Genomic DNA, 13,660 nt, shown 5'->3' on the forward strand with positions numbered 1-13,660 from the left:
TACGCTCCCGGGAACTGGTGTTCCTCGAAGGGGTGGGGCTGGGGTGGGGATGACACGCAGTTCCACCGTCCGGGCCGTCAACGCGTTGACGGCGCGCTGGGCTTCCGCGCTACCGGAAGGCGGCACGGCCTTCACCACCGCCGGGGTGTGGCCGCTGCTCGCCCTGCTGGCGCACGGCGCCGCCGGCCCCGCCCGCGGTGAACTCGCCGACGCCGTCGGCATCCCGGCGGAGCACGCCGCGGAGGAGGCGCGGGGCCTGCTGGCCGCGATCGATGCGATGCCGGGCGTGCGGAGTGCGCTCGGCCTGTGGACCGACGAGACGCTGCCGCTCGAACCGGGCTGGCTCGCCGAGCTCCCCGAGCACGTCCACCAACAGCTCACCGGCGACGCGGTCTCGGACCAGGCTCGACTCGACGCCTGGGCTGCAACGTGTACCGACGGGCAGATCGCGTCGATGCCCGTCGACGTCGACACCGACACCCGGGTGGTGCTGGCCGGCGTCCTGACGGTCCGCACCGACTGGATCCGCCCGTTCGAACGTGCCGGCCTGGAGGCGGGGGCGGGCCCTTGGCGGGGCAGAGACCTGGCCGGGCTGTTCCGGACCACCGCACTGCTCGACCGGGTGGGAGTCGCACAGACCCCGATCGGCCCGATCACCGTACTGCAGGTCCTCGGGGCCCAAGGAGTCGACGTCCACCTGTTCCTGGGAACCGAGGACGCCTCGCCCGGGCAGGTACTACCCGCGGCCGTACGAACCCTCGACGACCGCAGGTCGGTGCTCCCAGGCGACCGACTCCCCTACGGCGCTCCAGGCCCCGGGCTGACCGTCGAGCGCGTTCCCAGCCTCGACGGCACACCGGAGCTGCTGGTGGAGACGGTGCCGTTCACCGTCACCGCCCGCCACGATCTCCTCGAAGACCCCGACCTGTTCGGTCTCCGGACGGCGACGGACCGAACCCGAGGGCACTTCCCCGCCATCAGCAACGATCCGCTGGCGGTAGGGGCGGCCGCCCAGACGGTCACGGCCACGTTCGGGGAGCGCGGCTTCCGTTCCGCGAGCGTCACCGCGCTGGGTGTGGCAGCTGCGGGACTGCCGCCGCAGTACCGCTACCGCGCCCGCAGGATCACCGCCCGATTCGACCGCCCCTTCGGCTTCCTCGCCATCCACCGCACCTCACGGCTCGTCCTGAACGCCGGCTGGGTCACCGAACCCGAGGCCTTCGAGGAGCCGGCCTGGGAATGGTGAGTCCGTGAAGCAAGGGACCGCACCGGGCCGAAGCGCGGCCGCACAGGCATCACGCCAAGGGAGTGGGAAGTCGGTCGGGCCGACTTCCCACTCCCTTGGGCTTCCCCCGGCCGGCGCCGGGGGCTGCGGAGGTGGTCAGGCCATGCAGGCGTACCACTGGGTGCGGGCGAAGGCCGCGCCGCCGACCCAGTAGTTGACGTTGTACGCCGCCGTGCACTGCTCCGTCTTCGACAACGTCCTGGGGTAGGCGTTCGCCTGGGTGCCGGCGGCGAGGACGAGCACGGGGGCCAGCACGGCCGCGGCGGCCGCGGTGGCGGCCAGTCGGCGGATGTTCATGGGTGTGGGTTCCTCCTTCGAAACGGCGGCCGGGCGCTCCCCCGCGAAGCCCGGCCGGAGTGTTCGGCTCCGTACGCCACATCCTGGCAGCGGCCGTCGACACGGGGATATCCCATAAATCTCGGATGTCGGAGGAGTGGGAAGTCGGCCTGGTCGACTTCCCACTCCTGTTGGTTCATCGGGGTGTTGGGGTGGGGCTATGCCGGGGTTCAGGGGGCATCGGGGGCGGTGGCGGCGAGGTCGAGTTCGGCCCAGACGGTCTTGGAGTTGGGGTGGCGGGGGATGGTGCCCCAGCGGTCGCAGAGCGCGTCGATGAGGGTGAGGCCGCGACCGCTCTGGGCGTTGGGGGTGTGGACGACGGGGAGGATGGGGAGCCTGTCGCCCCGGGGATCGCTGATCTCGATGCGCAGGGTGGTGCCCCGGCGCACGGAGGTGGTGAGGGAGAGGTGAAGCTCGAACCCGCGCCCCGCAATGCGTCCGTGCGTGATCGCGTTCGCGGCCAGCTCCGCGATGACCAGCAGCGCGCAGTGGAAGGGCTCGGTGTGCGTGGAGTGCAGCCCCCAGTCGGTGAGTTGACGCCGAGCCAGGCGGCGGCCGATGGCGGCGCCCTTGGGGGTGGCGGCGAGGAGGGCGGTACGGGACCGGGGATTGTCGAGGGGGATGTCCGTCGTCATGGCAATCAAGCGTGGCGAGGCGGAAGTACGCTGACCAGGATCCCGGCGGGCACGGAGGGTGCCTGTACGGACACCAAGGGTCGATATGACGGTCGGCCCGGATCAATCGATCGCAAGGGCGGGTGGTACTCATGGCTGGCGTCGAGCGCACGGTGTTCGATGACGGCGAGACGGCGGAGTTCTCCGACGGGGTCGCGGAGTTCTACAGCGCGGTGGGCAAGCTGATCAAGCACTTCCGCACGCGGGCCGGCATCACGCAGAAGGAGCTGGCCAAGCTGACCGGCTACAGCGAGGAGCAGATCGGCGCGATGGAGCGGGGGGTGCGAACGGCGCGGATCGAGTTCCTGACGATGGTGGACCCGATCATCAACGCCGGAGGCGCCCTGAAGGTTGTGGCGAACGACGTGATGAAGGCGAAGATCCGGATGAGCGAGCGTCATCCGGCCTACTCCAAGGCCTTCACATCGGAGGAACACCGGGCCATCGAGATCCACGAGTACGGCACGATGGTGATCCCGGGACTGCTGCAGACCGAGGCGTACATCCGCGCTCTGTACGAGATGCGCCGGCCGATCCTCTCCCCCGAGAAGATCGAGGAGTGGGTGGCAGCGCGACTGGCCCGGCAGGAGATCCTGGCCCGCTGGCCCCTACCGGTGGTGACGTGGGTGATCGACGAGAGCGTGCTGCGGCGCCCGCTGGGCGGGTGGGACGTGCACAAGGAGCAGCTCCAGCACCTGCTGAAGGTGGGGCAGATGCGGGGCCCCGAGCTCCAGGTCATGCCGCTCGACCGGATGAGCCATGCGGGCATGAGCGGCTCGTTCACACTGCTGACCCCGCCCAACCGACCGCAGATCGGTTATGTAGAGGCACAGCACGTAAACCGCCTGATCACGGACCCGGTGGAAGTCCGTAATATGGCCGCACGGTACAGCAGTATCCGGGCCCAGGCCCTGGGGCTGAAGGAGTCCCTGGCCCTGATCGAAGCGATTCTGGGAGAGCGGTAGGCATGGCCGAGCTGGCGTGGTTCAAGAGCAGCTACAGCACCAACGAGGGCGCGCAGTGCATCGAGGTCGCCGAGACCCCCGGTGTCGTCCACATCCGTGACTCCAAGGACAAGAGCGGCCCCCAGCTGGCCTTCGAGCCGGCCTCATGGGACGCCTTCGTGAAGTTCGCCGCCACCACCGAGGTCTGACCGACCGGACCTCCCCTCAACGGCCCACCGCCTACCGGGCGGCGGGCCGTTGGCGTATCGACAGATCCACTCTGTACGGGTCCGGCCCGCGCGTGTCAGCCGCCGATGCTCGGCTTGCCGTTCTCGATGTGGCCCATGAAGCGGCGCCGGTAGGTGGAGCCCTTCTCCATGGTGGTGAAGGTTGCGTCGTACCAGCCGTGAGTGTCCTTGGCTTCCCAAGTCATCGTTACCGGCAGCCCGTTCGCGGGAATTTCCTTCTCCTGCGGGTCGGCGTCGCCGTACCCGCCCTCGGTCCGGGCGAGTTTCACCTTGACGGGCGTAGAGCCCCGGTTGGTGACAGTGAGCTTCAGTTCCAGAGCCTTCTCGTCCACCGTCGTGGCAACGTCGACCAGCGCCGAGTCGCCGGTGGTCTTGCCCGCGAACTCGCGCCGGAAGCCGTTCGGGCCGACGAGGGTGAAGTTGTAGGCGCCGTCCTTGACCGGGACGCCCTCGACCTCGCTGCCGAGCACGTCGAAGTGATGAGGGACGTCGAACTCACCGGCGTACGGGTAGAGCGTGAGGTGCACGCTTTCCTTCCCGCTGTTGTGCATCCGCAGGATGAAGTTCTGCGTGTCGTCGTCGAACGTCCCGTGGGCGTCGGGCTGGTAGGGCAGCGGCCGCGCCCAGCGGGTCTTGAACTCGGCAGGCAGGCGTCTCACGGGCTTGGTGCGGCCGAAGTCGAAGACCGAGGAGAGGTCCCCCGCCACGGTACGACGCCACCGGCTGATGGCCGGCTGGTGCACGCCCAGCCAGTTCTCCAGGAAGCGGACCTGCGAAGTGTGATCGAAGATCTGCGAGTTGACGAAGCCGCCGACCGTCCACGGGGACACCGCGATCATGGGCGCCCTGGTCCCCAGCCCGATGGGTACGCCGTCCACGAGCTCGTCGGCCCACCGCCACGGCGGCACCGGCGGCGGGACGTGGTCGAAGAGGCCGCCGTTCTCGTCGTAGCTGATCAACACGATGGTGGAATCCCACACTTCGGGCTTCTGGGCGATGGCGTCCAGCACCTGGTAGGCGACCTGCTGACCGAATCCCGGTGACGAGTTCCCCGGGTGCTCCGAATCCCGCGCCGAGGCGAGCAGGTACGACACCTGCGGCAGCTTGTTCGCAGTGACGTCGTCCGCGAACGCCTGGACGAAGCCACGGATGCTGTCGACGCCGCCTCCGTTCTTGGCGGGCCTTTGACGGCGCAACCCGCGCTCGAAGAGGCTCCGCTCGGAGGGGGAGAGTTTCTTGACCTCGGCATCCAGGGCGTCCAGATCGGCCTGGCTGATGTCGTCCGGCCCAGGAGGGGAGCTGTCGTTGTCCGTCGGGTGGTAGAAGTTGTACAGGCTGTGCCGGTTCTTGAGTTTGCTACTACCCCCCAGAACCTTGAGGGCGATCCTCCGGAACTCCTCGTGGAATTCCAGGTTGTTGTCGTAGAAGTTGTCCCACTCCTGGTAGACCTGCCAGGAAACCCCGGCGGCTTCCAGGAGTTCCGGGTAACTCGTCCAGTTGTAGGCCTCCTTGCTCCCGGTCTTCTCCCGCACGTGGGCCTCGGAACCGGTCACCCGCACCCCCGTGGGTTCCCAGCCGCCGAATCCGGAGAAGAAGTAGTTCCGATTGCTGGTGGTCTCGCCGATCACGGACGAGTAGTAGCCGTCGCAGATGGTGAAGGCGTTGGCCAGCTGCCGGTAGAACCCGACCACCTCGGGCTGGTCGTAGAACCCCATCGTGGCTGCCGTCTTGGCCGCCACCCAGCGGTCGTACCAACCCTCGTGCCAGGCCTCGTGACCGCCCTCCCAGTTGTGATTGAGATCGTTGTCGGTGTCCTTGCCGGGGATCGGCCACCGCTGCGGCCCGTCGGAGCCCGGCTGTTGCTTGACCGCCGTCTTGCCGTCGGGCAGTAGGACCATGTTGCGGTCCTCGAAGCCCCGCACGCCGTCGAAGCCCTTGCCGAAGTAGTGGTCGAAGGAACGGTTCTCCTGCATCAGGAGGACGACGTGCTTGACCGCTTTGAGCCCTCCCTTCGGCGGCTGGCGCTTCATGGCGTCCTTCAGGGACTGCGGCAGGTCGGTCGGGACCGTCTTGTCACTCATCTCGTCTCCATGGATGGGGCGCACGGACCGCTCGGCCGGATTCCCCGGTCGAGCGGCCGGTTTCGACAAGGCGCCAGAAATCTGGGTGGTGAACGGCGCGATCAGTCGCCGGCGATGCACGTCCACTCGCTGAGCGGCGCCGGCCCGTAGGTCTTGGTGTCCGGATGTCCCTCCCCGTTCGCCACGTTGATGCGGACGAACCGGTCACCGGAAAAGACCCAGTACTCGTTGCTCCCGTCGGGGACCTTCATGACGGCGTCCACCGAGGAGAAGTCGGACAGGCTGGGCCAGTCCTCCTTGAGGGTTCCCTGGTAGATGATGTTGCACGGATACGGATGCGAACTCTTGACCTCGATCTCGACGGTCCGATAGTCGCTGCCACTGAACACGAAGAACTGATTCGGCTGGTCGGGTACGGCCATCACCGCGTCCACGTGACTGAATCCCATGACGAACCCCTTCCCTGGTCATGCCTCCTGAGGTGCCCGGCCGCTTGCCACGGGCGGCACGATCACACCCGGTCTGCAGGCCACTGCGGGGCGGACACCCGCATTCCGGCACCACTCTCAGGCTACGCCTGATCACTGTGAGGTGCAGTGCTTGAAAGATCCATGAGTTCGTACAGGATCTGCATTTTCGGGAGCAAGATTTCCCTTTCAGTGAACGGCGTCCACCTGGTCCGGGATCACGTGCCCGCTGTCGTCGTGCACCGGCCCCGCCGTGCCGTCCGACGCCGTGTAGGCGGTGGTGGAGCAGGGGTACGGGCAGGGCCTGGCGGGCAGGGGGTCGATGAACATCGGGTTCACCAGCCACTTGCCGTCCTCGTTGGCGTACGCGTGGCACATCAGCTCGGGCGCCTGCCGGTTGATCACCAGGCGGATCCCCGTCGCGTCGCCGACGAAGGTGACGTCGGTGGTGGAGTCCCCGGCGGCGAAGGCCTGGCGCTTGGCCTCGGGGGCCTCCTGGAAGGCCGCCTGGCCCTTGATGCCGAGGATTTCCTGGTTGACGAAACAGCGCTTGCCGTCGATGTAGGTGATCACGGAGTCGGCCTCTGCGCCGCCACAGTCGGCCAAGTGGGCCGTCAGCTTGCCGTTTTCGGTCTTGTTGCGGACCCCGATCACCTTGTCGGCCGCGAAGCCGAGGCCTTCGGCCCACACCTGCACCACGGGCTCCGGGGAGGCGGAGACGACGCGTGTGTCGAAGCCGGCCTTCTGCAAGGTGCCGACCAGGTCGCGCATGTGCTCGTAATACCGCACCCAGACGGTGCGGATCGCCTGGGCGGAGTCCGACGGGGACGCCGCCAGGCTCTCCGCGCGGGCCTCGCCGGCGAACGCCTTGACCTCCTCGGCGGTGTACCCGGCGAGGAGTTGGGCGCCCCAGGCGTACGCGGGGTTGATGCGCCGGTGGTCGAAACCCGCGAAGGCCACCTTGCCGCCGGTGGTGGTGTGCTCGTCGTACACCGAGAGGATCTCGTCCGCACACCCGGTGTCGGTGGCGGTGGGGAGGGGGCTACCGGCGGCGGTGGCATCCCCGCAGGCCTTGCTCAGCGCCGTAGCGGCGTCGGATGTCAGGTAGCGGCTGGTAGACGTCCACTTCTTGCCGGCGGGTTGGAGGATCCTGCTGTTGCGCAGCAACCAGGACATCATCGCGTCGCCGACGTCGTTCTTCACCAGCGTGTTGTCCCAGTCGAACAGGGCCAGCGGGTGGGCGTCGGGGTGGGCGCAGCTGCCGGTCGCGTTGATGAAGTCCTGGAGCTTCTGGCGGTTGTCGCCGTACCAGGCCAGCCGGGTGTCCAGGGTCGGACAGTTCGCCGCCGAAGCGGGTGGGGCGGCGGCAAGGGGCGGCACTCCGGCCGCCGGGACGGCGACGAGTACGGCGCGGATCCCCCAGCGAGGGACTCTCATGACTGAACGGCGGGCTTGCGATCGAGGTAGAGCCACGTCGTTCTGATGCCGTGGTCGGGGTCCTTGGTGTCCTTGCTGACGCCGTCATTCAGATCGGGCTTGATCCTGCTGTAACCAGGCGGCGGGTCAATCGGCTTGGCAGGGTTACTGTCGTCTTTGGACCAGGACGTGATCACCAGGTCCTCAATGGCCTTGCGGCCCTTGCCCTTCTCACGGGTCACAGCCATGAAGAGCGGATGTGGCTTGCCCGTTTTTGCGTCGGAGGCACCTTTGTTGAGATCCACCAGGATCTTCTGGTAGCCCTCTGGCGTCTTCTCGTCCCCCTTGAGGATGCGGATGTCCGTGATCGGGCGCTCCTGGTCCTGGTCAGCCCGCTCGTAGACGAGGTAGACGTAAGCACCCCCCACGCCGCTGTTGAGGTCGGTGTCCAGCTTGTTCCAGCCACTGGGCACGTGGACCAGCTGGTCTCCGTAGGGGGCGAGGATGTTCACGTCCGTGATGTAGCGGCCCATGGGGCGCTCCTTCGGCATTCCGGATGACCCCGCTCGCCCGGGGCGGAAACGCGGATCGCGGAAGGATCGGCCGGGCTGGGGAACGGTTCGATCGTCCCCGACCGAATGCCCGCCCGCGCGGGCTCGTGCCCCGTCCAGGTGATTCAGGCCGTGACGTGCCCGTCGGCAGGCGTGGCCAGCAGGCAGACGTAGGAGCGTTCGGCCCGCTGCGGGTTGGGCTGTTCGAGGCGGGTCGTGACGGTGAAGCCGGCCGCCTCCAGCAGCTCGACGAGGCGCCCGACCGGGACGAGGTGCGAGGCGTACGACACCGGGTGGCCGTACGCCCGGGCGGGGCGCAGCAGTTGGGCCTCACCGGCGTGGCCGCCGAGGAGGAGGTGGCCACCAGGCGCGAGGATGCGGTGGAACTCGGCGAAGAGCTGCGGCAGTTGATCTTCCGGGGTGTGGTGGACGGAGTACCAGGCGAGGATGCCGCCGAGGGCGCCGTCGGGAAGGTCGAGGTCAGCCATCGATCCCTGGAGGAAGCGCAGTTGGGGGTAGGCCCGGCGGGCGAGCGTGACCATCTCGCCGGACACGTCCACCCCGAAGGCCGACAGCCCCAGACCGCACAGGTACGCCGTCACCCGCCCGGGCCCGCACCCGAGGTCGGCGACCTCACCCCCGCCCGCCTCCCGCACCAGCTCCGCGAAGGCGGCCAGCATCGCCCGGGACACCGGGTCCATGCCCTCGGGCGGGACGACGAGGCGGAGGTAGTCCGCGGCGACGGTGTCGTACGACTCCCGGACGGCGGCGAGGTGCGCGGGCTCGGTCACCGCCCCAGCGTAGGGCTGCGATGGTGCCACCGCGAACGACTACCCGAGCCGCCTGGATCTCATCCGGCAGCTACGCGGCGAGCACCAGAAGACAACCGAATTACACGGAAGCAACTCCGGCGGAAAGCCGTATGTGAACGGCGAGATTCAGGATCTTGGCAGGGTTTACCAGGAAGTCTTCATGGGCGACCGGATACTCGACTCCGCAATCGGAGCATTGTGATCCGATTATTGAATGATGAGTCAACACCTCTCATTGGTGGGACGATCGCCACGCACCTGTAAAGTCGCGAGAGGGCAGGCAATGAATCTTCTGGTAGCCGAGGAGCTGAGCCTCAGTTTCGGCACGACCCGTGCGCTGGACGGCGTCTCGTTCGCAGTCGCCCCACGGGAGGTGGTGGCCGTGACCGGGTCCAGCGGCTCAGGCAAGTCAACGCTGCTGCACTGCCTGGCCGGGATCCTCACCCCCGAGGCCGGCAGCGTCCGGCTCGACGGCGAGCGGTTCGACAACCTCCCCGAGGCGGGTCGCAGCACCCTGCGCCGACGGGACTTCGGCTTCGTGTTCCAGCTGGGCGAGTTGATCCCCGAACTGTCCGTACTGGAGAACGTCGCCCTGCCGCTGCGGCTCGCGGGACTGACCCGCAAGGAAGCCGCCCGCCAGGCCGCGGAAGCACTCGAACGACTGGAGATCGCCACCCTCGCCGCCAAGCGCCCCTCCCAGATCTCCGGCGGGCAGGCCCAACGAGCGGCCGTGGCACGGGCCTTGATCCACCGCCCGAAGGTGGTCTTCGCGGACGAGCCCACCGGCGCGCTCGACACCGTCAACGGCGAACGGGTACTGACCGCGCTGACCACCGCCGCCCGGGAGCAGGGCGCCGCCGTGGTCGTGGTGACCCACGAGGCGCGCGTGGCGGCCTGCGCGGACCGCGAGATCGTGATGAGCAACGGCCGGGTGGTCGGCACGAAGGAGCGGGTGTGATGCGAGCCCGCCTCTACCCCTTACTGCTGGGTGTCCGCCTGGTACGCGGCTACGGCCGCTCGGGCTGGGCCCGGGTCGCGCTGATGGCCGGCGGTACGGCGCTCGGCGTGGTCGTGCTGCTGCTCGCGGTCGCCGTCCCCGGGATGCTGCAGCACCGCGCCGACCGGGCCGACGCCCGGACGGTGATCTGCGCGGCCACGGACAGTAGCCCGGCGGCCGGCTGCGGGCTGCTCGGCGAGAGCGTGTCGGACAGCTGGTACGGCCGTCCCCTGCAGCGCCAACTGGTCCCCGGGACCACCGACGCCCCGCCGCCAGGCCTGAGCCGACCGCCTGCTTCGGGCGAGGTCGTTCTCTCGCCCGCGCTGCGAAAGCTCTACGACGAGCCGGGCAACCAGGCGCTGCGCGACCGGCTGCCCGGCCGGGTCACCGCGACGATCACCGCCGACGGCCTGCTCCAGCCCGACGAACTGCTCGCCTACGTCGGCGTCGGGAGCACCCCGAACGCCCCGGTCCAACAAGTCGAGGGGTACGGACCGCTGGCGCACGACGTCACCGGCCCGGCGGTGGTGGCCGAGGCCGGGGCAGTCGCGGACGCCCGCAAGAACACCATCACCCTGATCGTCGGCGTGATCGCCGTCCTCACACCCGTCCTGCTGTTCCTCGCCTCCTGCGCCCGGCTCTCCGCCGCCACCCGGGACCGGCGGCTGGCCGCGCTCCGCCTGCTCGGGGTGACGCCGCGCCAGGCGCAGGTGGTGAACGCGGGCGAGAGCGCCGTGGTGGCGTCGCTGGGCGCGCTCCTCGGCCTGGCCGTCTTCGAGGCGCTGCTGCCGTTCACCTCCCGGTGGACCGTCGCGGGCTACGGCTGGTACTCCGCCGACCTCCAGCCCCCGCTGTGGCAGACCGCGGCGCTGCTGCTCGCCGTTCCTGTCCTCGCCGTCGCCGTGGGGGCCGTCGCGGTACGGCGGGTCACCGCCGCCACGCGGGCCGGGCGCACCGATGCCGTGCCGAAGGCGCCGTCCCCCTGGCGGCTGGCGCCGCTGGCCCTCGGAATCGCGGTCAGCGGATACGCGGCGGTCAGCCCTCCGCCGGAGCGCGGCGACCCGAACACCTCGATGCTGCTGACGATGGCCGCCGGACTGCTGCTGGTGTTCATCGGCCTCGCGGCGGGCACCCCGCTGATCGCCCGGAGCATCGCTGTGTTCCTCGGGCGGGTGGCCCGGTCGATCGCCGTCCTGCTCGGTGCCCGGCGGCTGGAGACCGAGGCCGCCGCCGCAACCCGGGTCGTCTCCGGGCTGGTCCTGCTGGTCTTCGCCGGGGCGTTCGGGCAGTCGGTGTTCGCGGCGATCCAGTCCCGCACCGCCGCCGAGTCCTGGGCCCAGGTGATGGCACCCGGCGTGTACCAGGGTCCGACGACCGGCGCGGACGGCATGCCCCTGGCGGCGGCCACCTTCGCGGACGTCCCCGGGGTGCGCTCCGTCGTCCCCGTGCGGCGGCTACAGACGCCGCTGCTCCCCGTCACGGCACCGACGCCCGGCCAGGGCATCCCGGCCGGTGTGTCCCAGGCGCCCCCGCGCGTCCACAACGCCATCGTCCTGACCTGCGCCGAACTGTCCTCGGTCATCAGGCAGGCGCCGCAGGCCTGCGAAGAAGGGACGCCGTACTGGCTCGCCGGGTCCGGGCAGCCGGCCGGGGTCGACGACGGGGCGCCGCTGACCCTGGCTCCGGCGACAGCCGCCGACAGCCCCGTCACGGTGACCGCGCCCACCCGCACCCTCGCCGTCCCCGACCGCAACGCGGTCTCCGACGGTTCTCCGGTGGCGGCCGACATGCTGCTGCCGCCCGGCACGCCGGGGCTGTCCACCGCGGCACTGCCCGCCACGACGTACCTGATCGTCACTGACGGCGAGCGGTCCACCTTCGAGGCGCTCAACGCGGCGGCCGCCCGGGTGGATCCGAGCCTGAAGGTCTCCGTCCCGGACATCGCGCTCGAGGAGCAGTACCAGTTCCCGCTGTTCCGGGCCCTGCTCACGATCGGGACCCTACTGGTGCTCGCGATCTCCTGCGCCGCCATCGCCGTCGGCTCGATCGACCGGGCGGTCGAACGCCGCCGCGAGGTCGCCCTTCAGGCCGTGGTCGGGGTCCCGCTTCCGACCATGCGGCGCGCCCAACTCCTCCAGGTGCTCATCCCGTACGGCACCGGCATCACGCTGGCCCTCGGCCTCGCGGCGCTGGTCGGCCGCGCCTACGGACGGGCGGGAGGCACCTCGGGGGCGATCCCGCTCGGAGGGCTCGGCGCCGTCGCCGCCATCGCGCTCGCCGGCGCCGCGGTGGCGGGGCTGAGCGCGCTCCCCGCCCTCGGCCGGGGCGTCAAGGCGGAGTTCCTGCACCGGGAGTGACCCGCCGCACTCCGGGTGACGGCAGGGTCCGCGCGGGCCCTGCCGTCACCGGAAGGCGGCCGATACCAGCAGCCAGAGGAACAGAGTCACGATCAGCGCCAGGATCAGTGCCGGCAGTGCCACGATGGCGAGGAACACCCAGGAGGCCCGCTTGGCGAGGGGTGTGCCGTGCTCCCGCAGCACGGCGAAGCAGAGCAGCGCTACCAGGAGCGCCGGCACTGACCAGAACACTATGAATGTTCCGTCCGGCATCTCCACTCCCCCGGCCGCGCCGATGTAAGGCGCCCGTCGCACGATCCTAGCGAGGCAGGGGCCCGTCCTGGCGGCCGGCCTCAACCAGCTTGGCGGCCTTGGCGGCGCGCTGGGCGAAGACCTTCTCGCGGCGGTCGGCGGTCTGCTTCATCATCCGCTTGCGGTCGCGGATGGAGAGCCGGTCGATGTAGAGCCCGCCGCTCAGGTGGTCGGTCTCGTGCTGGAGGCAGCGGGCGAAGTAGCCGGCGCCCTCGATGACGACGGGCTCGCCGTGCTGGTCGACGCCGTGCACCACGGTGCGGGCCGGGCGGGCGAGCTTGGTGCGGGCGCCGGGGACGGACAGGCAGCCTTCGGTCTCCTCGATCAGCGCGCGGCCCGCCTCCTGCTCCTCGACCACCGGGTTGAGGACGTGGCCGGCGTGCCGGACGCCGTCGTCGTCGACGCAGTCGTAGACGAACAGGCGCAGGTCCACGTCGACCTGGTTGGCGGCGAGGCCGCAGCCGTCGGCGACGTACATGGTGGCGAACATGTCGTCGATCAGCCGGGCCAGCCGCTCGCTGCCGAAGTCCTCCTCGGTGGCCGTCCGGCAGGTGCGGCGCAGGATCTCCTCCCCCACCTCGGTGATCCGCAGGACGGACGGGCGTTCGCTCAGCTCGGACACGGGCGCTCCTTCGAGGGTTGGGCTTGCTGCCGACTTTGCAAAGTAGCAGACTTTGCAAAGTGACCGAAGACCTCGTCAGAACCGGCCCCCTCCCCGAACACGCCGTCCGCACCGCGCTGCTGGAACTGCTCGCCGAACACGGCACCGTCACCTCCACCGAGGCCGCCGCCCGGCTCGGCCTCAGCTCCGGCCTCTGCTCGTTCCACCTGCGGCAGCTCGCCCGGTACGGGCTGATCGAGGAAGCCCCCGCCACCGACGGACGGGCCCGGCCCTGGCGGCTGCCGACAGCTCAACAGCCCGACAGAGACGGCGAGTTCGGGGAACTGGCGCGCGGTCTGGAGGACGAGAGCTACCAGCGCTGGCTCGCCCGGCGCGGCGAAGCCCCCGCCGAGTGGCAGCAGGACGAGGCCTTCAGCGCCGTCGTCTACCTGACGCCCGCCGAACTGGCCGCCGTCGGCGAGGAGGTCCGCCGGGTGCTGGCCCGCTACCGCGACCGCGAGACCAACCCGGCCGCCCGACCCGCCGAGGCCCGGCCGGTCGCCGCCGTCGCCCGGCTCTTCCCGCTCCTCGACCAGTAGT

The 13,660-nt window shown here is 69.9% G+C and carries 15 protein-coding genes; 6 read left to right on the top strand and 9 right to left on the bottom strand.

Annotated features, from left to right (window positions below):
* The first annotated feature begins 49 nt into the window (after positions 1–49).
* Entirely contained in the window at positions 50–1,246 is a 1,197-nt protein-coding gene (locus ACGF13_RS04680; RefSeq protein ID WP_392868934.1) for a serpin family protein, read from the top strand.
* Positions 1,247–1,381: 135 nt separating this feature from the next.
* Here ACGF13_RS04680 and ACGF13_RS04685 read toward each other — a convergent pair whose 3' ends face one another.
* Together ACGF13_RS04685 and ACGF13_RS04690 are read right to left on the bottom strand one after the other, a co-directional pair.
* On the bottom strand, positions 1,382–1,582 hold the full coding sequence (locus tag ACGF13_RS04685) for a hypothetical protein (RefSeq protein WP_392868935.1): 201 nt from the start codon (positions 1,580–1,582) through the stop codon (positions 1,382–1,384).
* Between the two features lie 209 nt (positions 1,583–1,791).
* Positions 1,792–2,256 (bottom strand): ATP-binding protein, encoded by a 465-nt coding sequence (locus ACGF13_RS04690; protein ID WP_392868936.1) that lies wholly within the window; start codon positions 2,254–2,256, stop codon positions 1,792–1,794.
* 131 nt (positions 2,257–2,387) lie between these two features.
* On the opposite strand from ACGF13_RS04690, the gene ACGF13_RS04695 reads away from it, so the two are divergent.
* Positions 2,388–3,260, top strand: a complete 873-nt coding sequence (locus ACGF13_RS04695; RefSeq protein ID WP_392868937.1) for a helix-turn-helix domain-containing protein — start codon at positions 2,388–2,390, stop codon at positions 3,258–3,260.
* Positions 3,261–3,262: 2 nt separating this feature from the next.
* Positions 3,263–3,448: a DUF397 domain-containing protein gene (locus ACGF13_RS04700; RefSeq protein WP_392868939.1), complete on the top strand. Its 186-nt coding sequence runs from the start codon at positions 3,263–3,265 to the stop codon at positions 3,446–3,448.
* A gap of 95 nt (positions 3,449–3,543) precedes the next feature.
* Here the strand turns inward: ACGF13_RS04700 and ACGF13_RS04705 are convergent, their stop codons facing one another.
* From ACGF13_RS04705 to ACGF13_RS04725, 5 genes are all read right to left on the bottom strand, one after another.
* A complete protein-coding gene (locus tag ACGF13_RS04705) occupies positions 3,544–5,568 on the bottom strand; it encodes an alkaline phosphatase family protein (protein WP_392868941.1) in 2,025 nt (674 codons plus the stop codon).
* 101 nt (positions 5,569–5,669) lie between these two features.
* Complete coding sequence (locus ACGF13_RS04710) at positions 5,670–6,017, bottom strand: hypothetical protein (RefSeq protein ID WP_392868943.1); 348 nt, start codon at positions 6,015–6,017, stop codon at positions 5,670–5,672.
* 207 nt (positions 6,018–6,224) lie between these two features.
* A complete protein-coding gene (locus tag ACGF13_RS04715; RefSeq protein WP_392868945.1) occupies positions 6,225–7,472 on the bottom strand; it encodes a haloacid dehalogenase-like hydrolase in 1,248 nt (415 codons plus the stop codon).
* Positions 7,469–7,984, bottom strand: a complete 516-nt coding sequence (locus ACGF13_RS04720; protein WP_392868947.1) for a hypothetical protein — start codon at positions 7,982–7,984, stop codon at positions 7,469–7,471. The genes ACGF13_RS04715 and ACGF13_RS04720 overlap by 4 nt, the downstream gene beginning before the upstream one ends.
* 143 nt (positions 7,985–8,127) lie before the next feature.
* Positions 8,128–8,793, bottom strand: coding sequence for a class I SAM-dependent methyltransferase (locus ACGF13_RS04725; protein WP_392868949.1), 666 nt, complete (start codon positions 8,791–8,793; stop codon positions 8,128–8,130).
* Positions 8,794–9,097: 304 nt separating this feature from the next.
* On the opposite strand from ACGF13_RS04725, the gene ACGF13_RS04730 reads away from it, so the two are divergent.
* Both ACGF13_RS04730 and ACGF13_RS04735 read left to right on the top strand, forming a co-directional pair.
* Complete coding sequence (locus ACGF13_RS04730; protein ID WP_392868951.1) at positions 9,098–9,772, top strand: ABC transporter ATP-binding protein; 675 nt, start codon at positions 9,098–9,100, stop codon at positions 9,770–9,772.
* A complete protein-coding gene (locus ACGF13_RS04735; RefSeq protein ID WP_392868953.1) occupies positions 9,772–12,168 on the top strand; it encodes an FtsX-like permease family protein in 2,397 nt (798 codons plus the stop codon). Before ACGF13_RS04730 ends, ACGF13_RS04735 begins: the two co-directional genes overlap by 1 nt.
* Positions 12,169–12,213: 45 nt before the next feature.
* Here ACGF13_RS04735 and ACGF13_RS04740 read toward each other — a convergent pair whose 3' ends face one another.
* Both ACGF13_RS04740 and def read right to left on the bottom strand, forming a co-directional pair.
* Positions 12,214–12,399, bottom strand: a complete 186-nt coding sequence (locus ACGF13_RS04740) for a hypothetical protein (protein ID WP_392868955.1) — start codon at positions 12,397–12,399, stop codon at positions 12,214–12,216.
* 67 nt (positions 12,400–12,466) lie between these two features.
* Positions 12,467–13,081: a peptide deformylase gene (gene def / locus ACGF13_RS04745; RefSeq protein WP_392868957.1), complete on the bottom strand. Its 615-nt coding sequence runs from the start codon at positions 13,079–13,081 to the stop codon at positions 12,467–12,469.
* Between the two features lie 59 nt (positions 13,082–13,140).
* Here def and ACGF13_RS04750 point away from each other — a divergent pair, with 59 nt between their 5' ends.
* A complete protein-coding gene (locus tag ACGF13_RS04750) occupies positions 13,141–13,659 on the top strand; it encodes an ArsR/SmtB family transcription factor (protein ID WP_392868958.1) in 519 nt (172 codons plus the stop codon).
* The last annotated feature ends 1 nt before the right edge of the window (position 13,660 follow it).

It is taken from the genome of Kitasatospora sp. NPDC048286 (genome assembly GCF_043201735.1).
Classification (GTDB): domain Bacteria; phylum Actinomycetota; class Actinomycetes; order Streptomycetales; family Streptomycetaceae; genus Kitasatospora.

Coding starts and splice junctions, on each gene's coding strand:
- ACGF13_RS04705 (WP_392868941.1), bottom strand. CDS start 5,568: ATGAGTGACAAGACGGTCCCGACCGACCTGCCGCAGTCCCTGAAGGAC.
- ACGF13_RS04695 (WP_392868937.1), top strand. CDS start 2,388: ATGGCTGGCGTCGAGCGCACGGTGTTCGATGACGGCGAGACGGCGGAG.
- ACGF13_RS04700 (WP_392868939.1), top strand. CDS start 3,263: ATGGCCGAGCTGGCGTGGTTCAAGAGCAGCTACAGCACCAACGAGGGC.
- ACGF13_RS04735 (WP_392868953.1), top strand. CDS start 9,772: ATGCGAGCCCGCCTCTACCCCTTACTGCTGGGTGTCCGCCTGGTACGC.
- ACGF13_RS04685 (WP_392868935.1), bottom strand. CDS start 1,582: ATGAACATCCGCCGACTGGCCGCCACCGCGGCCGCCGCGGCCGTGCTG.
- ACGF13_RS04715 (WP_392868945.1), bottom strand. CDS start 7,472: ATGAGAGTCCCTCGCTGGGGGATCCGCGCCGTACTCGTCGCCGTCCCG.
- ACGF13_RS04730 (WP_392868951.1), top strand. CDS start 9,098: ATGAATCTTCTGGTAGCCGAGGAGCTGAGCCTCAGTTTCGGCACGACC.
- ACGF13_RS04710 (WP_392868943.1), bottom strand. CDS start 6,017: ATGGGATTCAGTCACGTGGACGCGGTGATGGCCGTACCCGACCAGCCG.
- ACGF13_RS04720 (WP_392868947.1), bottom strand. CDS start 7,984: ATGGGCCGCTACATCACGGACGTGAACATCCTCGCCCCCTACGGAGAC.
- ACGF13_RS04690 (WP_392868936.1), bottom strand. CDS start 2,256: ATGACGACGGACATCCCCCTCGACAATCCCCGGTCCCGTACCGCCCTC.
- ACGF13_RS04680 (WP_392868934.1), top strand. CDS start 50: ATGACACGCAGTTCCACCGTCCGGGCCGTCAACGCGTTGACGGCGCGC.